Here is a 19,288-nt window from a genome sequence, read left to right on the forward strand (position 1 = left end):
CCGCTCGCGGATCGTCTGCCGGGCGGCCGACTCCGCCGGACTCGGCCGCCCACGGATCGTCTGCCGGACGGACCCACGGCCCACCTGGCCCGACCGCCCGCCCGTAGGCAGCCGGACGGACCGTGGTTCCGTCTGGTTCGCGAGAGGCCGCGCGACCGCCGCCCGTTGACCACCGGCGACAGCGCCAGAAACGGCGGTGAGTCACTCCGCCCGGGGCAGGCGAGCACGAATCAACAGCCCGGCAGACCGCCGATGTGCCCGGCTCAGGCGCGTGAACAGGCCGCTGAGAACCGTCCCGTGGGTGGCGTGGTGGGCGAGCCGGTGATAGATACCCGTATATACCGGGACAATGGTTCGTGCGAGCAGCCGGCCATACCCGACCGGCGGGCCGAAGTGCGTCACGGGGTGAGCCCGCCGTGCTCGGCAGAGGAAGGAATGCGCATGGACGTGGTGTCGGTCGGCACCGTAACCGACGGTCTGCTGGAGGTGGTGCTGCGCGGGGACATCGACTTCACCAACGCGGCCTGGGTACGGAAGACCGTGGCCTCCGCCGTGATCGACGAGCGTCCTTCCGTGGTGCGGATCGAGATGGGCGAGGTGGCCTTCCTCGACTCCTCCGGGATCGGCGTGCTCGTGGACGCGATGAAGGCGTCCGCCGAGGTCGAGGCGGCCTTCAGCGTGGAGCATCCCACTCCCCGGGTGTTCGACCAACTGCGCATAACGGGGCTGCTCACCGCGTTCGGGCTGGGCTGAGGGCGGCTGAATACCACCATGGTGTCCGCTCGGGGGCGAGGCGCCGATGAGTGAGCCCGACGAAGCCCTGGAGCTCCAGTACGACTTCGACTTCGACACGCTCGTCACGGTGCGGCGACTGGTGGAGCGGTACGCCGAGCGGCACCGTCTCACCGGGCAGGACCTGTACCGGTTCGTGGTCGCGGTCAACGAGATCACCACCAACGCGGTGCGCTACGGCGGCGGGGGCGGGCGGTTGAGCCTGTGGCAGGCCGACGGCCGGCTCTACTGCCGGGTCACCGACAACGGCCCCGGCCTGCCGCGACCGGACGAGCACGGCCACGATCCCGTACCGGCCGACAGCAGCAGCGGCCGGGGACTGTGGCTGGCCCGGCAGTGGGTCAGCCGCCTGACCATCGACACCGGCGTCGACGGCACCACCGTCACTCTGGAGGCCTCCGCTACGCAACCGAACCACCCCTGAGTAGGATCCTTCAGTTGAGCGGGGTGGGCTTGGTGATGATTTGTCGGCGACGAAGATCAGACTGACGACCTACATCGCCGCGAAAGACGGCATCGATGCGCGCTGTCCACATCAGTCATCATCTTCGCCTGGCGGCAGGGAGCGCACCCGCGTCGGCGGCGGATCGTCAGCGGCACCGCACCGCTCCAGCGCCTCGAGCACATTGCTCGGCTGCGTCATGTCAGCGCTGCGCTCCAGGTAGATGAGCTGACGCTGGGTCAGCGTACGCACCGCCAAGCGGCCCGCGTCCTTGATGACCAGGACTGACCCGACCAGTACCACCGCCTGCTCTGTGCCGTCGAGTGCCTGGATCAGCGTCGCCGCGGCCTGTGCCTGCTTGCTGTCGTTCTCGGCCTGTACGCTGTGCAGCGCTCGAAGTTCGGCGGCCCGGCGCAGCTCTTCGGCGATCTCCTTGGCGTCCGAGGACATCGCCAGGTCCGTGGCCTTCAGGCGAAACCGGCGGAACCACGAGCCCTCCAGCGGCTCAGAACGCGGCGTCACCTCCCATCCGAACGCCTCACCGAACTGCCGCAGCGCCTTCTCCACCGCCGGCGCGCTCTCCGCGTCCCCCAGATAGGCGAAGCCCTCCTGGGTGCCTCTGGGCAGCAGCGACTCGCGCAGTGCGTCCAGCACGTCGTCGTCCGGCCCGGCCGGCATCATCTCCAGAGCCGGATCCGGCTCCACCGCATCCCGCCTGACGTCGGCGAGCGCCTGCATGACCAACGCCCGGGAGAACGCGTCTTTCAACGGATCGGATGACGGCCGGTAGCCGAAGAAGGCGAGGAAGGCCCTTTCATACCCGTCGACAGGCCGAGCTCCCAGCCGAGGCCGCACCTCGTCCGGTGCCGGCACGAGCTCCGATATCCGGCGCTCCGGATTCAGTGCCGCCAGGGCGTGATCCACGTCAGGTGAGGTCGGCAGCCCGATCTGGCGAGTCACATCTCGCGAAATCTTCGCATCGCCCGCCAGGGTCGCGCCTCCGCCCGCGGCACGCGCGTCGAGCCACGCGCGCAGTATGAACCGCCAGCCGCCCGGAGTGATCCGTTCGGCGCCGGACAGGTCGAAGACCAGCCAGCGCTCACTCTGCTCCAGGCGCGCGCCCAGCAGTCGCGCAGCCTCCTTCGCCACACGGTCGTCAACGACCCCGCGCAGCGCTATCACGATTACCTGGGGCCTGGAACGAACCATGGCTCCTCCTTCGCGAATAGCCTGTATTGAGGATACGCAATCCCGCGACAGGACTAGCGATCAGATAACCCATATGAGTTGTTATGTAAGTTATCGACCCCTGTTGTCCCACTTGACGCTGATAAACCATCTAACGGCAAGTGGTCAGCGGGCTCGTATTTCGGTGGGCAAGGGGGTTGCGCCGCCATCGGGACCCGTACGCGGCCCGAACACCGCGCGGGAAGAAGTGCGGCCGCAGCCTCCTTTGGTCCCATGAGCGACTGAAGGCCACTCTCCTCGACAAATTACCCAGTTCGCCCGGCAGAGGGGGTGAATGTTCACAGGTTCTTTCATCTCCTCGACAGCTGCCGCGCCGGTTTGTCGGTGGGGCGATCTATTGTCCCGGCCATGACTTCAGCGACGCAGGCGTACACGTACGCCGCGCCCTCCTCCCTTGTCGACGGTCGTCTCGGATTGGCGACCTCCGGCGGCCGGGCCCTGTCCGGCCCGGCCGTGGCTCCCCGGTTCTTCAGCGGCGTGGTGACCCAGGCGGCCCCCGCCGCGGCGGGCCTGCTCGGCGTCGCCGATGTGGCACTGGCCCGCTACCACCAGCCGCAGGCGCGGCCCGGCTGGGTGCGGGACCCGGTGGTGACGTGCAACGGAGACCGGTTGCGGTTCGAGTCGTTCTCGGCCTGTGGCGGCGTGTACGCCCGGCTTGATCTGCTGAACGGCACGCTCGACGGCGAGGTGTTCGACCGAGGCACCACCAACGTCGACGTGAACGCGCCGCTCCGGGAGGCGCTGGCGCGCATCGGCGCGCGTGACCCGTTGCACCTGGGAGTGGGCCTCGACGAGCTGGTCGTGACCACGATGGACGGCGCGGTGGTGGAGAAGAAGGTGCCGCTGCCCGAACGCTGGTTGCGCGGATTCGCCGAGGTGCAGGTCATCGCCTCGGGCATGGACCAGCGCGGTGAGCTGGCCGGCATGGCGGCGGTGCGGTTCCTGCGCGGGCTGCCCAGGAAGGGCACGGTGTGGGTGGCGCAGGCGGGGCGTGAGCTGAAGGTCTCCGACCGTCAGGTTCCGGGCTCGGTCCAGCTCGCCGGCCCCAACCGGCTCGGCACCCTCCTGCCACTGCTTCGCTTCGCGAAGTCCCTGCGGGTGTACGGCCCGGCCGACGCCGCCTCCAGCGCCTGGGAGCTGGAGCTGCCGGGCATGCGCTACACGCTCACCCTCTCGCCCGAGCGCTGGCGCGGCTTCTCCGGCGAGGGCGCGGTGCTCGACGATCTGGCCACCGACGAGGCCGAGAACGACGCCGACGTGGTGGGCATGCTGCTCAACTTCGAGCCCGAGGTCGAGATCGGCCTGCTGGCCGACCGCGCGGGCATCCCCGCAGACCGGGTGCGGACCGCGCTGACGCAGCTCGGCGTGGCCGGCTGGGTCGGTTACGACCTGTCGGAGGCCGCCCACTTCCACCGTGAGCTGCCCTATGACAAGGACAACGTGATCCTGCTCAACCCGCGGCTGGCCAAGGCGCGCAAGCTCGTCGACGCGGGCGCCGTGCACCTCGAAGGCGAGTCGGCCACCGTCCGCACCTCGGGCGGCGCGCGCCGGGTCTCGCTGGCCGACGGCTCCTGCACCTGCGAGTGGTGGTGGGACCATCGCGGCTCCCGTGGGCCGTGCAAACACGTGCTGGCCGCCCGGATCGTCGCCCGCGCCGCCGTGGAGGTCTCCTGATGACCCTCTGGACGGAGATCTGCGATCTGATCACCGGCAACCAGGTCACCCGCCTGGCCGACCGGCTGGTCACGCTCACCGAGGAGGAGCGCGCCGAGCTGGGCGGGCGGTTGCCCGGCCTCGTCAAGGAGCTGCGCGGCGCCCTCACCGAGGAGCTGCGCGCCCAGCATCCCCACGACTTGGAGGAGATGGTCTTCTGGGATTTCGGCGACCTGCTGAACGAAGTGGCCGGCGCGCTGCTGCTGACCGGTGTCGGCGTCATCACCGGTCCGGCGGCCGCCGTGACGTGGATGACCAGCCGCGACGTCAACCGCCGCTGGGCCGAGGACCTGGACGTCGCCCAGGTGTGCCGGGTGGCGGCCACCCGCCCCTGGGAGTGGCGTCGCGATGTCGCGGTCCGGCTGGCCCAGCGGTTGCGCCGTCCCGCCGACCGCATCGCGCCGCTGGCCGTGGCGCTGCTGCGCGAGTCCGGAGCCGTGCCGCCCGACCACGACCCGCTGGTGGCCGCCTGGCTGGCCGCGCCGAGCGTGGCCGGTGACCCGCTGACCCCCGTGCTGCTGCCTCGTGTCTTCGCCGCCGACGGCGCGGGCCGCGCCCTCCGTGACGAGCGGCTGGAGCCCCGGCCAACCCGCTGGCTGGCCGCCACCGCCCGCGAACTGCCCAGGGAGCAGGTGCTCGATGGTTGCGTGAGCCGTTTCCTGCGCGGCGGCGAGGCGCAGGACCTGCGTTTCTTCGTACGGCTGCACACGCTCCTCGACCCCACGCCCGCGGAGTCCGCTCCCCGCCTGCGCGACTACCTGCGGTTGTTGCCGTCGGCTCCGGGCACGGTCGCCGAACTGGCCGCGGGGCAGGTGCGCGGGGCGATGCCGCTGGACCACGCCGACCTGGTCGAGGCGGTCGACGCGCTCACCTTCCGGGACGAGGCCAAGTTCGCCGCCATGGGCCTGCGCTGGCTCGACCAGGCGATCCGGGCCACGCCCGAGGTGGCCGCCGACTTCGTGACCGCGCTGACCACGGCGTACGCGCACAAGTCCTTCGATGTGCGCAACCGCGCGGTCGAGCTGACCCTGAAACACGCCGGCCTGTTCGCCGACCACGCCGAGGCGATCCTCGACGGCGTCCGCCACCTCCCCGCCGACCTGGGCGCGAAGCTGGCCGAGCAGTTCGGCGGGGAGGCCCCGGTCGAGGAGCTGCCGGCGCGGAAGGAGTTCCCGCCACTGCCCGAGCTGCCGGACGCGCGGCGGTTCCCCGAGCCGTCGATCTTCCCCGACCACCACGAGCGCTGGATCGGCCAGGAGCGCTGGCTGGCGGCCTTCGTCGCCGGGATCGCCGACGACCGGGCGAAACTGCGCCGCACGCTCGAGCCCCACGTCGAGCAGAACCAGCGCCACTGGCGGTCCAGGAAGGTGCGCCTCGACCCCGACGACTGGCAGTCGGCGCTGGCCGCCGAGCTCGTCACCCCCGGCAGCGTGCCGGAGCTACCGCCGATCGAACCGGAGAAGTTCTGGGACAGCGCGAACCACTCCGTAGAAGTGCGCGCCCTCACCCGTGGCGAGGAGCCCGACGCGGAGCCGTCGCCCCGGCGGATCATGGTGGGCGGCGCCTATCGGCCCGGCCGCCATCTCGACGACGACACCCCGCTGCGCGCCTTCTTCATCACCTGGACCAGCGACGACGGCCCGACCGGGGCGGTGGCCCACGAGGGCGACCGGCAGATCCCCTTCGTCAGAGGCCGGATCCACCTGAACGGCTCCCCCACCGACGACGGACTGCCGGGTCACCTCCGTCCGGCGCGGCCGAGGCCCGGCGTCTTGTACGACGACTCCGAGGAGGCCATGCCGTCCTCCATCCTCGACCACGCTTACGAGCGCATGGCCGAACTCGGCGTGGACCCCGACCGGATCGCGGCGATGCGGGCGGGAGAGCAGGTGCCCCCACCGAACCCGGGCGAGCCGCTCGTACAGGTGACCGTCGTCTTCGTGCCGCCCCGGCTGCGTTCCTTCATGCCCAAGGCGCTGCCCGAGCACGACGAGTGGCGGCGGGGCAACCAGCTGCCCCACCCCGATCACGTCTCCCCGCCCCACGACTTCCTGCTGCACCGCTACGCGGAACTCACCGAGGCCCTGCGCGACGGCACCCTGCCGCCGGTGCTGCTGGCCACCCCGACCTGGATGAGCGGCCACCTCGACCCCGACGTGCTGATCGACCGGCTGGAGACCTGCGCCGCCGCCGGCGTGGAGCCGCCCCCGGCCGACCTGGCGCAGGCGCTGCTGCGGCTGCCCCGGGGCGGCCACCCGGCCGCGGCCGACCGGGCCACCGAAATCGACTCGGCGGCGGCGCGCTCGGCCGCCCGCTGGCTCGCCGGTGACGGCATGGCCGACCCCGAGTGCGGCCACGTGTGGCGCCACATGGTCGAAGCGTCCATGGTCGAGTTCGGCGACGGCGAACCGGAACACTTCACCCAGGTCAGGCTGCAGCCCGTGCTGCGGGTGACGGCCCCGAGCGGGCATCGGCTGATCGACGAGGTGCTGCTGCGCCAGCCGTTCGACTGGACGACCGACGAGTTCGGCGGCGCGCTCAGGGCGTGGCCCGCCATGGTGCCCTCGCACCGCGAGGTCGTGGCCGTCAACTTCCTGCCCTTCCTGCTGCGCGGCCACTGGGGCGCGGGGATGGTTCCGGCGGACATCACCGGCCTGGAGATCGCCCAAGGCCCGATGGGCGAGTCCACGGCGGTGATCCTCGCCTTCCTCCTGGCCGACAGCATGCCCAGCGTGATCCCGCTGGTCCTGAGCATGGCCGCCAGGGGCGAGCTGCCCGCCGAGGCGATCGGCCGCCAGCTCGCGCTGATACTGCGCCGCACCTGGCAGGAGACCCGCCCCGCCATCGCGGCCCTGACCGAGCTGGCCGACGCCGGCGGCCACCAGGAGGTGTGGCGCATCCTGCGCGCCCTGCTGCCCGGGATGCTGCCGCGAGAGGGGCAGCGCATCACCGTCACCCACGCCGAACTCGTCGCCTTCGCCGCCGACGTGGCCCGCTGGACCGGCGCGCGCGGGGAGATCCCGATCGTCGGCGAGTTCGCGCGGAGCCGCCGGACGATCCGCTTCGTCCACGAGTGCAAGCGCCTGCACGCCCAGCTCACCGGAGCCACGTCATGACCTCTGACGACATCCGTACCGAGATCAGGGATCTCGTGCTCAACCACGACGCCGAGGGTCTGGCGTCGCGGTTGCCGAAGCTCACCGACGCCGAGCGGGGCGCCGTCGCCGCCGAGTTGCCGAGCCTGCTCGCCGAGCTCCGCGCGAACCCGCTACTGGCCGCCACCGTCGGCTGGGACGCCTTCGACTGGACCGCCGGCGACCAGGTCACCGGCTCGTCCGAGGTGCTGATGATGGTCGGCGCGGCGACCATTCCCGGCCCGGCCGGGGTGGCCACCTGGCTGATGAAGCGCGACCTCAATCCCCGCTGGTCCGGCGCGCCGAGCCCGCACCGGCTGGTGAAGGCGGTCTCCGGCCGCCCGGTGGCCTGGCGTGCCGATCTGGCGGTACGGCTCGCGCGCCGCATCCGCCGTCCCGACGACCGGATCGTACCGCTGGCCTTGGCACTGCTGCGCGACGGCGAGGCCACCCCACCCGACCACGAGCCGCTGGTGACGGCCTGGCTCTCGGCGGTGGGCGTGGCCAAGGACCCGCTGACGCCCCACCTGCTTCCGAAGATCTTCGAGGCGCCCGGCGCGGGCCGGGCGCTGGTCAACGAGACGCTCACCCCGAAGCCGTCCCGCTGGCTGGCCCTGACCGCCCGCACGCTGCCGCGCGAGCAGATCATCACCGGCTGCGTACGCCGTTTCCTGCTCGGCGGCGACGCGCAGGACCTGCGTTTCTTCGTCCGGCTGCACACGCTCGTGGCACCCACACCAGAGGAGTCGGCCGGGCGGCTGCGCGACTACCTGCGTCTGCTGCCCACCGCGCCGGGCCCGGTAGCCGAGCTGGCCTGGCAGCAGGTGCGCCAGGCGCGGCTCGACCCGGCGGACGTCGCCGAGGCCATCGAGGCGATGACCTTCCGCCAAGAGGCCAAGCTCGCCGTGAAGGGCCTGACCTGGCTCGACCGCGACCTAGGCCACCACCCGGAACGTGTGGCCGACCACGTCACCGCGCTGACCAACGCGTACGCGCACGCCTCTCACGAGGTGCGCGACCGCGCCGTCACCCTCACCCTCAAGCACGCCGGCGACCTCACCGACCCCGCCCCGATCCTGGAGGCGGCCGAACTGCTGCCCCCGGCCTCGGCCCGGCAGCTCTTCGAGCGCTTCATCGAAGGCTGGACCAGCGACTTCGCCCCCGGCCGCCTGCCCGAGGCAACCGTCCCCGGACCGTTCCCCACCTCCGGCCTGGAGAGCGGCCCACCGGAGGAGATCGGCTGGATCGACGTCGAGGCGTGGCTGGCGGCGGTCACGCGGGAGGCACATGCGAACCCGGAATCCCTGAAGGAAACGCTGGCCCGGCGCTTCGGCGAACACCTGCGGCCGGTGCTCTACGACGCGCCGACGTGGCAGTCCCCGCGTGACTGGTGCACCGCGCTGGCCAGGGAACTCGTCAACCCCGGCGAAGATCCGGGGCCGCCCGCGTCCCGTCCGCCGAGGCAGCGCCCGTCGTACCGGAGGATGATCTCCGAGGAGCAGCGGGCCGTCTCCGGCCTGTCCGGCGACCTCGGGCAGGCCCTGTACGACGGCATGGTGAACCTCGCGGCCACGGCCTTCGAGCTGTTCCCCGGCCTCCGCACGATCGTCCCGCTCCACGAGATGCCCGACTACGTACAGGAGGACATTCTGCGGACGACCGACGTCCAGACCGACCTCTACGACCCGAAGACGCGACCGGCGCCCGCCCCCTGGAACCGCCTCCCCCACTTGCGGGAGTGCGCCCGCCCCCACGCCTTCCTCCTGTCCCGCCTCGACGAACTCCTGCGCGCGGCGAAGGCCGGAGCCCTGCCCCCGATCCTGCTGGCCACCCCCACCCGCGCCGACGGCCACCTCGACCCCGAGACCTTGCTCAACCGCCTGGCCGTGTGCGCGGACTCCGGCTGCGAACCGCTCCCGCTGGACGTGGAACAGGCCCTGTTACGCCTCCCGCCCCATCCCGCCCCCGACCTGGCCGAACGCGCGAAGAGCATCGGCTCGGCGGCCGCCGCGATGGTGACCCGCTGGTTCGAGCACGGCGCGCCCCCACCTCCGGAGGTGGAGCTGACCTGGACCCTCGACCTCGGCTCCCGCGTCGTGCCCTACGACGACCAGGTCCTCGACCAGCGCGGCATCGCCAACGTGAGCTGGCAACCCGTGGAGCCCACCGGTCTCACCCACCTCGACGCCCTGCTGACCGCGCCCGAGATGCGCCCGTTCCGGCGTATGTCACGTCCCTTCTGGCCTGGCATGATGCCCCACCACCGGGAGCTCGCGGCGGCTCATCTGGCCATCGGCCTGATCGACCGTTTCGACCCGCCCGACATCGCGATCGACGACCTCCGCGACCTGACCCTGGCCGAAGGCGCGTCCGGCCCGGCGACAGCCCTGGTCCTGGCCTACTTCCTCACCATGGAGAGCGACGAAGCGGTGCCCCCACTGCTTCAGCTGGCGGCCAGGGGCGCGCTCCCCGCCGCCGAGACGGGCCGCCTGCTGGGCCTGCTCGGCCGGCGCACCCGCTACGAGGCCGGCCCCGCGTTGCCCTCACTGGAGCTGGCCGCCAAGCAGGGCGCGCACGCCGAGGTATGGACGATCATGCGCCACTTCCTGGCCGTCTTCCTCCCGAGAGAGGGCGAGCGGGCCCAGCGTCCACACACCGACGCCGTCGTACTGGCCACCGACATCGCCACGTGGGCCGGCGCGCGGGGCGAGATCCACGAGGTGGCCGCCCACGCGAAGAAGCGCGGTTCGTCCTCGCTGACCCGGGCCTGCCGGAGCCTCCACCGGTTCCTGACCCGGGAGACCTGATCGCCTCAGCCGGGACGACCACCGACTGTCGATCTTGACGGAGTGTGCGATTTCATGGCTTGATCAGGACATTTGGATCTTTCCCATTGCCTACCGAGCGGAGATCGTGGCAGGCCGACGGCCGGCTCTACTGCCGGGTCACCGACAGCGGACCCGGCCTGCCGCGGCCGTACAAGCACGGCCTGCCTCCCGTGCCACCCGGCAGCAGCAGCGGCCGGGGGCTGTGGCTGGCCCGGCAATGGGTCGACCGCCTGACCATCGAGAGCGACGCCAACGGCACCAGCGTCATCATGGTCCTCTCAGTGGTACGTGGGAGCCGACAGGTGCCCGGTACCGGGCACCGTCACACTGAGCGCGAGGGTCTACCTCATCCAACTGGATGACCTCTTGTCGATAACGGACGGTAGTCATATGGTCGCGGAGACGGTTCTTTCTAGGCGAGAAAAGGCTCTCCGCGTGGGCAAGCACGAAGGCGAAAAGCCCAAGTCGAAACCGCTCGAGCTCCCGAAGCATGACAAGAACACGGGCGATGGGGACGGAAAACAAAGGTGATGCCCGACCTCGAGGCAAGCATCGACGGCATGATCGCTGCGATCAGCGGGACCCGGGCCCCGATCCGCGGCACGATCGCCAACGCGCTACATGCGGTGCCAAGGCACCTGTTCGTGCCCTCGTTGGGGGTGGCTCTGACCCACGCAGGCCCCGAGCTGATCGACTGGCGCCGCGACCCAGAGGCATGGTGGGCGGCTGTGTACGGACCATCCGCCATCGTGACGCAACTGGACAAGGGTGCAACGGACATCCGCGACGTGGAAGGGCGCTACACCTCTTCCAACTCGGCCCCGGGCACAGTGGTCGACCTGCTCACGCTGCTCGATCCCGATCCCGGGCACCGCATACTCGAGGTCGGCACCGGTACCGGGTGGACGGCCGCGCTGTTGTCCCATCTAGTCGGCGACGCCGCTCGTGTGACATCGATGGAGGTCGATCCGGCAGTCGGCGAGCAGGCGGGAAAGGCTCTGGCCGCAGCCGGCGTGCACCCGCGCCTGATCGTTGGCGATGGGGCGGCCGGCTGGCCAGAGGGAGCCCGGTACGACCGCGTGCACGTCACGTGCGCCGTCCATACCGTTCCGTACGCCTGGATCGAGCAATGCCGTCCCGGCGCGGTCATCGTCACGCCGTATTCGCCCGGGTTCGACACCGACCATTCGCTACGGCTCGTCGTCCTGCCGGATGGCAGCGCCGTCGGGAGGTTCCCGGGCTACGCCTCGTACATGATGATGCGCTCCCAGGGCGCTACGCCGGGCGATCCGGACGACGGTAGCGGCCGACGGTTCACCACCGCCGTAGATCCCCGCACGATCACGTACGCGCCGGCCGGCGCCGGCCTGGTCATGTCGGCCCTGACTGGTTTGCGTATGCGGCTCGACGATGAGAAGAGGGTGTTCCTCGTCGACCCTGGCGACCCTGGCCGGTGGGGCGCCGCCATCCATGAGCCCGACGGCGAACCGTGGGTGTACGAGCTCGGCGACCGTCACCTCTGGGAAGAGGTCACCAACGCCTACTTCGAGTGGGTGAGCAGGGGTGAGCCGGGCCTCGATCGGTTCGGCATGACCGTCACCCCCGACGGCCAACAGCTCTGGCTCGACGCACCCGAGGCCACCATCGGCCCGCGCCGACGGTCGGCCGCCGCGTGACACATCAGACTTGAACGTCAACCACGACGACATGATCACCGAGTCGCTTCCTGGACGAGGCGCTCGGCGCTGACCTGCGCGAACGCGATCCTGTGCATCACCTGGATCGTCACCAAGGCCGAAGACGTGTCGCCCGGCTCCCGGCCTGGACGGCCGCGTCCCTGCCACGAGGCGATCGGTGGCAGGGACGCTTTCCGCACGAATGCGTCGACCGGCGGCCTGTTGTTAGCTCTTCGCTTCCTTGATGCAGTACGGGCAGAAGGGTTCAGGGTCGACGCAGATCTTGACGGTGTCGGAGTCGTTGGCGGGATCGAGATCCAGCTCCTTGCCGTCGGCGGTGGCCGTGTTGGTCGTCTCGCCGACCGCTGTGGCCTTGGCATGGACGGTCAACGTGGCCGAGGCGCCACTGGCCAGCGCGCCGACCGTCCACATCCCGCTCGCCGGCGCGTAGGTCCCGGTGGAGGCCATGGCGGACATGAAGGTGAGGTTGGACGGCAGCATGTCCTTGACCATGACCCCCGTCGCGCCGTTCGGGCCGGCGTTGCGTACGGTGACGCGGTAGGTGACGGTCTGGCCCACGGTCACCTTGGTCGAATCGGCGGACTTGACCACGCTCAGGTCCACGGCCGGATTGACCTCGGTAACGGCGTCGCCGCTGGTAGAGGTCAGCTGCTCCGGCTCCGGGCCGAGCCTGTTCTCGTAGTCGGCCGTCGCCTGGTTGGTCACCTTCCCGCCCGCGGCGTCCCGACCGACCTTGACCTTGAACTCCACGGTGGTGCCGCCGGGCAGGCTCGCGGCGTTGGGCAGCGAGCCCCCAGCCGTGGGGGTGGCGCCGTTCCCCAGGGTGAAGGAGACCTTGCCAGCGTCGAACTCGCCCTGGTCGTCGCCCATCTGATCGGTCTTGGTCCCGCTGCCCGGGCCGTCGGCCACCCGGAGCGAGCCGGGCACGTAGGTGGTCCCGGCCGGGACGGTGTCGGTGAGGCGCACGTTCTCCGCCGGGGCGCCGCCCTTGTTGACCGCGGTGACCCGGTAGGTGATCACATCGCCGACGTCGACCGGCCCCTGCGGGCTCGCGGTCTTGGTGAGGACAACGCATGGCGCGGTAGCGAAGGAGATGTCATCGAGCAGGTTGCCGAAGGTGGCGTTCCCTCCGGCCGCCGAGACGGAACGGAAGGCGAACCTGGTGGTCGTCTGGCCCGCGGGCACGACGTAGGTGCCGGAGTAGGTGCCCCAGCTCCCGGTGCCGTCCGACATGACCCGCTGTTGCACAGCGCCGATGTCCAAGGCCATCGTGTCGACCCCCAGCCGACCGCGGTGGGACAGCCGCCAGTACAGCTTCGTCCCCGGGGTGGTCGCGTGGTCCTGGTACAGGGTCGAGACCTGGTTGGCGTTCAGCTCGGCGAGTTGCCTGCCCTCCTTGGGCGGGGTGTTGGCCGGGTTCGGCGGGCTGGCCCACAGCTCGATCATGTGGTCGGTGGCGGTGGTGAGCCAGCCGGGCACGTGGTTCGGCGCGCCGGTCTGCGAGGCGTCGGGGAACGAGGCCCACGTCCCGCGGCTGACGACCGGCTGCTCGAAACCGCCGTTGACCAGCGACACCTGGTCGGGGCATGAGGCGGGATCCGGCGCGACCCGCGGAACCGCCGGGGCGGTGACGGCGGGTGCGGCCTCGGCCGGGACCGCGCCGAACAGCGTCAGCGGAAGGGCCACCGCCGCGAGGGCGGCGACCGGGTAACACATCCCTCGGATGTGCCTCATCATGATGTTCCTCTCGTCGCGGAGAACTGCCTTCAGCCACCGGGCCGGGAAAACCGGCACCGGCGCCGGACGGCAGCCTCGCCCGACGAGGGCACGCGGCGGCACGCGACACGTGCGGTCGCACCAACAGTTGGCTTGATCTTGTTCAGCGCATACACGGCCCTCGGCATCGCCGGCGGTCTGTCCGCCCCACTACTTCGTCCGGCCGGCGCCAGCGTGCGCCGGCGGGAGGGCTCCAACGCAGGCCAAGATCCCGGCGGTGGCCGCCCGTCTGCGCAGCCGCCAGTGTTCGGGCACCTATCCTTGCTCGCATGGGTGACGTACTGAAGGGGCGAGGTTGCGCGTGGGAGTTCGAGGACGGAGGGCTGCGCATTACGCCTGAGCCGGGTAAGGCGTCGAAACTGAGCATGGAGCTCGGTGAGCGGTTCGTGCCGTACGACGCGCTGGCCGATGTCATGCTGGAGCCTGGTGCACGCGGCAGGGTGGTGTTGCGGGTGGTTCCCCGGGAGGGAGCCGATCCGGTCATGTCCGCGGCAACGGGGCAGCTCCAGGAGTCGCTCGATCCGTACCGGCTGGTGCTGCCCGCCGCCACGAAGACGCTGGCCGACCAGTATGCCGACGAGATGCGCGCAGCCCTGTCCGAGCGAGGCCCGGCTGAGCGGTTCCTGATCGCCGGTCCTTCGGTGCCGCGTAGTTTCAAGGCGTGGGACGGTGAGGCCGCCTTCGACGGGCAGGCTGTCACCTTCACCTGGTTCTCGTCCGGAGCTTCCCCGGCCAAGTACACGGCAGGTGACCGGCGTTACCCGATCACCGAGATCGAGGGCGTCGAGTGGAATGCACTGGAGGACGCTCGCGGGTCGTTGCGGCTGCGCATCCGTGGGCACCAGGCCCTCTCCAACCCCAACAACGATCCCGCCTCCGTCGTGTTCGGCATTGGCTGGGGAGCCACGCATCACTCCCTGCCCTTCGCCGCAGCCGTGCTGGCCGCCGTACAAGCTCCCATAATCGAACAGGTCGCGGCGGAAGGCTGAGCTGCGAGCCGTCGTGGTTGCGTTTTGACGGGATACAGGGTCAGCCGGGGTCGGTCAGGACCTCGCCGCCTTCCACCGCGCCGGCGACGAGGTTCCGTCGCGGTAGGGTTCTGGCGGACTTTCTTCAAGGTGGACGGCACGTGTGAGTAAGGCTGATGAGCTGATCGGCGCGGCGACGGAGGCCCTTGCCCGCGAGGATGAGGCAGCCTTCGACTCCGCCGCCGCCTTCCTGGCCGACCGGGACGACGCCGATCGCGTGCTGGTGGAGGTTGTGACCCGTACGATCTCGGGGTTGTGGCGGAACGGCTGGCAGCCCGCCGACGTGGTCAGGATCGCGGCCAGGCGGCTGACCGACTGGCACGGGCGGGCGGCGGCTGACCTCATCGCCTGGGAGATGCGGGACTACGCGCCGGCCACGGTGGATGAGCGCTGGCGCGACCAACTCGCCGGCCTGGAGGCCGCGGTGTGGTGGAAGGGCGGCTACCTGGCGGCGCGGCAGGCACGCGACGGGGCCAGCCGACTGGTGACCGTCTCCGGTGGGCTGGAGCTGCTGGGGCTGCTGACCGGGCTGCCGCGGCTGGAGTCGTTGAGCCCGCGGCCCGGGGCCGCTCGCCGTACGGTCCAGGCACGCTCGCACGCGGTCAGCGAGAAGACGTTCGCGCGGGTGCGGGCGCTGCTTGCCAAGGCGGAGTCGACGACGTACCCGGCGGAGGCGGAGACGTTCACGTCGGCGGCGCAGAGCTTGATGGCGAAGTACAGCATCGACGCGGCGATGCTGGACGCGCAGCCAGGCGGAGGTGAGGCCCCGGCGGGCATCCGGATCGGCATCGACGCGCCGTACGAGCAGCCCAAGGCCGTGCTGCTCGACCTCATCGCCGAGGCCAACAGGTGCCGGGTGATCTGGTCGAAGGAGCTGGGGTTCGCCACCGTGCTGGGGTTCTGGGCGGACCTGTCCTGGGTGGAGGTGCTGTTCACCTCGCTGCTGGTGCAGGCGCAGACCGCGCTGGTGAACTCGGGCACCAAGAAGCACGGCACCGGCCGGTCGAGGAACAAGACGTTCCGCCAGTCGTTCCTGTCGGCGTTCGCCTCGAGGATCGGGGAGCGGCTCGCCGAGGCCACGGCGGGTGCGGTCTCGCAGGAGAGCGCCAGCCGGGGCACCGACCTGGTGCCGGTGCTGGCGGCCCGCGAACAGGAGGTGGAGCAGGCGGTCGAGCGCATGTTCCCGAACCTGGTCTCGCACGCGGTCCGCACGTCCTGGGACCGGGAGGGCTGGGCGGCCGGCCGTACCGCCGCCGATCAGGCCAGCCTCGGGGCGCGAGACCGATAGCGCCTGTATCCCTAATGCTGGGGATGTCGTTTTTCCCTAGCGGTAGCCGTCCAAGGACGCGACGACACGGATCCGACAAGACACGACTGAATGCTGAGCTTGAGAACCTCTCGCGCCTGCTCCTGCCGTCGTTGACGGTGGGGTGTGGAGGTGGCGCGGATGGCAAGGGCTCATGTGCAGGTCAGCAGGAGATGCGGTTGTGTCGATCCCGAGACCGGACGTCAGCGAGGGACGCAGCGTTCGCGCCTGTCGGTGGATGACGAGCACGGCAGCTCGCCCGCTGCTCCGTCGACCAGGCCAGGAGCACGTCGCGCACCCCATCAGCCAGCTCGGCGAGCCGGTCGGCCTTCTCGCCGTGGCGCATACGTGGCCAGCCCCACGGGCGGAGAGGATCACTGCCCCCTCCTGTCGTGACCCGCGCCCGCAGCCCTGGCCGTTCTGGCCGTCGGCCGCCTGCAGCCAGCCGACGGCAGCCCCCAGCAGGGCGACGTGCTCGACCGCCATCGCTTGTGTCTGTGCCAGCTTGTCGGCGTCCTGGTCGACGCTCACGGCTCACCCCGCCGACGTGGGCCAGCCAGCCTGCGTCGGCGGGTGCTCGCCTGCGCTGGTGTGTCCCAGGGACGTGACGGGCGCGGCCCCGACGGCGCGAGCGTGGCCTGGACGCCGCGCCGCGCGGACAGCTCACCCCACATTGGTCGCCCCGCATCCACCATCGGTGCCAGCCGCCTGCTCGTCCAGCAGCGGCACCCGGCCGCCATCCGCGCGCAGCCTTGGCCATGCCCGCAAGTGGGCACCTCTACAGACTCAGCAGCCCGACGAATCGGACGGTCACGATCACAATTATGACACAGGCCAAGAACCTCATCATCCAGGACTTTACCGGCAGAAAGACAGCCGCTATTGCGGGGATGTAGGAAAAGAACAAGAAAAGCTGCATGGCATCGACGGCATCGTGATCGATCCCATATGTGTCCGTGCCGTTACCGCTGATGTCGTAAATAGTGAAGAGGAACGCCGGCAGCGCGATCAGTGCACTGCCAATGAACGAGAGTAGCCACGCGGACCGCCACAGAAGGAGAGCCACCCGAGGATCTCTGGGGCGATCGAGCGGCGGCCGCTTTCGGGTCCTGCTCGGAGGCACTAGTTGACCACCGCCCCTCCAGGCCTCAGGACCGACTTAACCCAAGGGCGGTAGTGCATATAGTCTCCCGCGTATCTCTGCGCTTTAGGTGAGGTCCAGTTGCTTGGCCCTCCATTGTAGTGCGCAGCGATGTACTTTTCTTCCGTTTCGCTCCAACTCCTGGGGCTTTGATGGACGTCGGAGATGTACTTTGCGACGATGAACAGGTCGGCCGCCGGGTTTTGCAGGAGCCTCATGAGATCCTCTGCCAGTGCGGTAGAGACGCCAGTGTACCCAAGGATGTAAGCCGCCACGCGAAGCTGCATCTGGACAGGGCCGAACGATGCCGCCAGGGCTGCATCCAAGCCTCCTTGCGCGAAATTTTTGATGAATGAGGCTTCGTCGAAGAAGGTCGGGTCTCCGCCAACTGCGTTAAAGGCTATGCCGCCAAGAACATGGTTGGGGATTTTAAAGTACCCCGCTGCGGCATTGATGACGTCCCTCTATGCTTGCACCCATCTCTTTTTGAAGTCGTTCACGTATCGCGTCGCCCTATCTTTATCTCCCTTTAATTTTAGTAGATAGGCATAATTGGCGGCCATGTCATCCGTCCACACCGGACCCTTTACCTTAGCCCAGTGGCGTGCGAACTCTTCCGCCGCTCGATGCGTTGCCATTTTATTGTCGTTGTTCGGTCGACCCTCTGCGCAGGTGATATAGCAGCCGTCAGGGTGTGTCGGATACTGATTGTGGTAAGCGGCCGTCACGGCCCACATGATCTCAAGCGATTTATAGCTGAGACTGGGGTCATATTTCTCCATGAAGTCGAGCTGGGCTTCCCAGCTGGCGTCCCAGAAGTCGATGACCTGCCCGTCCGCCCTCTTCGGCACTGGCCGACCGTTAGGCATGACTTTCCAGCCCAATCTCTTGAGTTCGTCCTCACCGAACCAGTATTTCTTCTCCGTCTCCAGCTCGATGTACCGGGCCCAGCTCGGGTCGACGATGGCGCTGGCGCATGACCAGATGTCGCAGGCGATGGCACCGGCTGAGTAGTTGCCGATGGAGCCGCAACTGCCGATGCACATTCCGCTTCCTGTGCCGCCTCCTCCAATCACCATGCCGTGCTGAGCGTAGTAGTCGACAGCTGTTTGGTAGTCGATGCCTGGCGTGTAGGGCGAGTTCCAGGTGCCACCGACCGCGTCGCCGGAGATGACGGTGGCGTGGCCGGTCGGGTCGATGCCGGTCATCGGTGAGGCGTTGGCGTAGGTGTAGCGGTTGGCCTGCACGGACGGGTTCGGGTCCAGGGAGGCGGTGTCGCGGCTGGTGAAGGTGCTGGTGCCGGGCTGGTACCAGCGGGCGTGCATGTTGACCTTGCCAGTGTCCGGGTCGGTGTACTCGCCCTGGTAGCCGAGATTGGTCTTGGAGCCGGTCTGGGCGGTGACGGTGCCGAACGGGTCGCGCGGCTGATGGGCGAGCTGGGGCTGGAAGGTGCCAGGCGCGGCAAGAAGGTGCGGACCACCGTGCGAGATGATGGCCACGAACGCGCTGCTGACCTGCTGAACCGCGATTTCACGGCATCCCGTCCCAACCAGCGGTGGGTGGCTGATTTCACCTACGTGATGACCTGGGCCAGCGTGGTCTACGTCGCATTCGTGGTGGATGTGCACTCCCGCGCGATCGTGGGCTGGTCGGCGGCCACCACCAAACGGGCCAAACTCGTCCTGGATGCCCTGGACATGGCGCTATGGCGACGCGAGCGCACCGGCACCCCGCCCGAGCCCGGCCTGGTTCTCCACTCGGATGCGGGTAGTCAATATACCTGTTTCGCCTTCACCGCCCATCTGCTCCAGGCCGGGATCGACGCCTCGATCGGCAGCATCGGCGACGCCCTGGACAACGCTCTGATGGAATCCCAGATCGGCCTGTTCAAGACTGAACTGATCAAACCCCGACAGCCATGGAAAGGCCTGGCCGATGTCGAGCTGGCCACCGCCGAATGGGTCGACTGGTTCAACCGCCAGCGACTCCACACCGCGATCGGCGACGTCCCGCCCACCGAACACGAGGCCGTCTACTACGCTCAACACCAGCCCCAACCGGCGGCGGGAGTCAACCCATAGAGTCTCCATCGATCCCGGAGCGGTTCAGATCCGCCGTACCGGCCGCCGTTCAGTAATCTGAGTCGCTCTTCGAACATCAACAGAGGCCGAGACCCACAGCGG

General features: G+C 69.5%; 15 protein-coding genes. 10 read left to right on the forward strand and 5 right to left on the reverse strand.

Going from position 1 to position 19,288, the window contains the following annotated elements:
• Positions 1 to 441 precede the first annotated feature (441 nt).
• Together ACGFNP_RS05735 and ACGFNP_RS05740 are read left to right on the forward strand one after the other, a co-directional pair.
• On the forward strand, positions 442 to 753 hold the full coding sequence (locus ACGFNP_RS05735; RefSeq protein WP_358326959.1) for an STAS domain-containing protein: 312 nt from the start codon (positions 442 to 444) through the stop codon (positions 751 to 753).
• Between the two features lie 46 nt (positions 754 to 799).
• Positions 800 to 1,216, forward strand: a complete 417-nt coding sequence (locus tag ACGFNP_RS05740) for an ATP-binding protein (protein ID WP_393315226.1) — start codon at positions 800 to 802, stop codon at positions 1,214 to 1,216.
• Positions 1,217 to 1,327: 111 nt separating this feature from the next.
• On the opposite strand, the gene ACGFNP_RS05745 is transcribed toward ACGFNP_RS05740, so the two are convergent.
• Positions 1,328 to 2,443, reverse strand: a complete 1,116-nt coding sequence (locus ACGFNP_RS05745; RefSeq protein ID WP_393315229.1) for a hypothetical protein — start codon at positions 2,441 to 2,443, stop codon at positions 1,328 to 1,330.
• 387 nt (positions 2,444 to 2,830) lie between these two features.
• On the opposite strand from ACGFNP_RS05745, the gene ACGFNP_RS05750 reads away from it, so the two are divergent.
• From ACGFNP_RS05750 to ACGFNP_RS05770, 5 genes are all read left to right on the forward strand, one after another.
• Positions 2,831 to 4,156, forward strand: coding sequence for an SWIM zinc finger family protein (locus ACGFNP_RS05750; RefSeq protein ID WP_393315232.1), 1,326 nt, complete (start codon positions 2,831 to 2,833; stop codon positions 4,154 to 4,156).
• Positions 4,156 to 7,311, forward strand: a complete 3,156-nt coding sequence (locus tag ACGFNP_RS05755; RefSeq protein ID WP_393315235.1) for a hypothetical protein — start codon at positions 4,156 to 4,158, stop codon at positions 7,309 to 7,311. The genes ACGFNP_RS05750 and ACGFNP_RS05755 overlap by 1 nt, the downstream gene beginning before the upstream one ends.
• The gene (locus ACGFNP_RS05760) at positions 7,308 to 10,136 is read left to right on the forward strand and encodes a hypothetical protein (RefSeq protein ID WP_393315238.1); all 2,829 of its coding nucleotides are present in this window, start codon (positions 7,308 to 7,310) and stop codon (positions 10,134 to 10,136) included. Before ACGFNP_RS05755 ends, ACGFNP_RS05760 begins: the two co-directional genes overlap by 4 nt.
• Before the next feature lie 44 nt (positions 10,137 to 10,180).
• A complete protein-coding gene (locus ACGFNP_RS05765) occupies positions 10,181 to 10,519 on the forward strand; it encodes an ATP-binding protein (protein WP_393315241.1) in 339 nt (112 codons plus the stop codon).
• Between the two features lie 198 nt (positions 10,520 to 10,717).
• Positions 10,718 to 11,833 carry a methyltransferase domain-containing protein gene (locus ACGFNP_RS05770; protein WP_393315244.1) on the forward strand — a complete coding sequence of 372 codons (1,116 nt, stop codon included), beginning with the start codon at positions 10,718 to 10,720 and terminating at the stop codon, positions 11,831 to 11,833.
• Positions 11,834 to 12,058: 225 nt separating this feature from the next.
• Here the strand turns inward: ACGFNP_RS05770 and ACGFNP_RS05775 are convergent, their stop codons facing one another.
• Positions 12,059 to 13,588, reverse strand: a complete 1,530-nt coding sequence (locus tag ACGFNP_RS05775; protein ID WP_393315247.1) for an isopeptide-forming domain-containing fimbrial protein — start codon at positions 13,586 to 13,588, stop codon at positions 12,059 to 12,061.
• 311 nt (positions 13,589 to 13,899) lie between these two features.
• Between ACGFNP_RS05775 and ACGFNP_RS05780 the strand changes: the two genes are divergently transcribed.
• A complete protein-coding gene (locus tag ACGFNP_RS05780; protein ID WP_393315250.1) occupies positions 13,900 to 14,619 on the forward strand; it encodes a DUF4429 domain-containing protein in 720 nt (239 codons plus the stop codon).
• Between the two features lie 142 nt (positions 14,620 to 14,761).
• Positions 14,762 to 15,946: a DUF2786 domain-containing protein gene (locus tag ACGFNP_RS05785; protein ID WP_393315253.1), complete on the forward strand. Its 1,185-nt coding sequence runs from the start codon at positions 14,762 to 14,764 to the stop codon at positions 15,944 to 15,946.
• Positions 15,947 to 16,742: 796 nt separating this feature from the next.
• Here ACGFNP_RS05785 and ACGFNP_RS05790 read toward each other — a convergent pair.
• The 3 genes from ACGFNP_RS05790 to ACGFNP_RS05800 all read right to left on the reverse strand — a co-directional run bounded on the left by ACGFNP_RS05790 (position 16,743) and on the right by ACGFNP_RS05800 (position 18,604).
• Positions 16,743 to 17,030, reverse strand: coding sequence for a hypothetical protein (locus tag ACGFNP_RS05790; RefSeq protein ID WP_393315256.1), 288 nt, complete (start codon positions 17,028 to 17,030; stop codon positions 16,743 to 16,745).
• Positions 17,031 to 17,086: 56 nt separating this feature from the next.
• Positions 17,087 to 17,431: a hypothetical protein gene (locus tag ACGFNP_RS05795; protein ID WP_393315259.1), complete on the reverse strand. Its 345-nt coding sequence runs from the start codon at positions 17,429 to 17,431 to the stop codon at positions 17,087 to 17,089.
• Positions 17,432 to 17,569: 138 nt separating this feature from the next.
• Positions 17,570 to 18,604, reverse strand: a complete 1,035-nt coding sequence (locus ACGFNP_RS05800; RefSeq protein ID WP_393315262.1) for an RHS repeat-associated core domain-containing protein — start codon at positions 18,602 to 18,604, stop codon at positions 17,570 to 17,572.
• On the opposite strand from ACGFNP_RS05800, the gene ACGFNP_RS05805 reads away from it, so the two are divergent.
• Positions 18,533 to 19,186: an IS3 family transposase gene (locus tag ACGFNP_RS05805; RefSeq protein WP_393315264.1), complete on the forward strand. Its 654-nt coding sequence runs from the start codon at positions 18,533 to 18,535 to the stop codon at positions 19,184 to 19,186. The genes ACGFNP_RS05800 and ACGFNP_RS05805 overlap by 72 nt on opposite strands.
• The last annotated feature ends 102 nt before the right edge of the window (positions 19,187 to 19,288 follow it).

This window comes from Nonomuraea sp. NPDC049269, assembly GCF_043197155.1.
Classification (GTDB): Bacteria; Actinomycetota; Actinomycetes; order Streptosporangiales; family Streptosporangiaceae; genus Nonomuraea.

What these genes read in the sequence shown, in the direction of transcription:
- ACGFNP_RS05805 (WP_393315264.1), top strand. Translation starts at nt 18,533, where the DNA reads ATGGGCGAGCTGGGGCTGGAAGGTGCCAGGCGCGGCAAGAAGGTGCGG.
- ACGFNP_RS05750 (WP_393315232.1), top strand. Translation starts at nt 2,831, where the DNA reads ATGACTTCAGCGACGCAGGCGTACACGTACGCCGCGCCCTCCTCCCTT.
- ACGFNP_RS05775 (WP_393315247.1), bottom strand. Translation starts at nt 13,588, where the DNA reads ATGAGGCACATCCGAGGGATGTGTTACCCGGTCGCCGCCCTCGCGGCG.
- ACGFNP_RS05745 (WP_393315229.1), bottom strand. Translation starts at nt 2,443, where the DNA reads ATGGTTCGTTCCAGGCCCCAGGTAATCGTGATAGCGCTGCGCGGGGTC.
- ACGFNP_RS05735 (WP_358326959.1), top strand. Translation starts at nt 442, where the DNA reads ATGGACGTGGTGTCGGTCGGCACCGTAACCGACGGTCTGCTGGAGGTG.
- ACGFNP_RS05740 (WP_393315226.1), top strand. Translation starts at nt 800, where the DNA reads ATGAGTGAGCCCGACGAAGCCCTGGAGCTCCAGTACGACTTCGACTTC.
- ACGFNP_RS05770 (WP_393315244.1), top strand. Translation starts at nt 10,718, where the DNA reads ATGATCGCTGCGATCAGCGGGACCCGGGCCCCGATCCGCGGCACGATC.
- ACGFNP_RS05755 (WP_393315235.1), top strand. Translation starts at nt 4,156, where the DNA reads ATGACCCTCTGGACGGAGATCTGCGATCTGATCACCGGCAACCAGGTC.
- ACGFNP_RS05760 (WP_393315238.1), top strand. Translation starts at nt 7,308, where the DNA reads ATGACCTCTGACGACATCCGTACCGAGATCAGGGATCTCGTGCTCAAC.
- ACGFNP_RS05780 (WP_393315250.1), top strand. Translation starts at nt 13,900, where the DNA reads ATGGGTGACGTACTGAAGGGGCGAGGTTGCGCGTGGGAGTTCGAGGAC.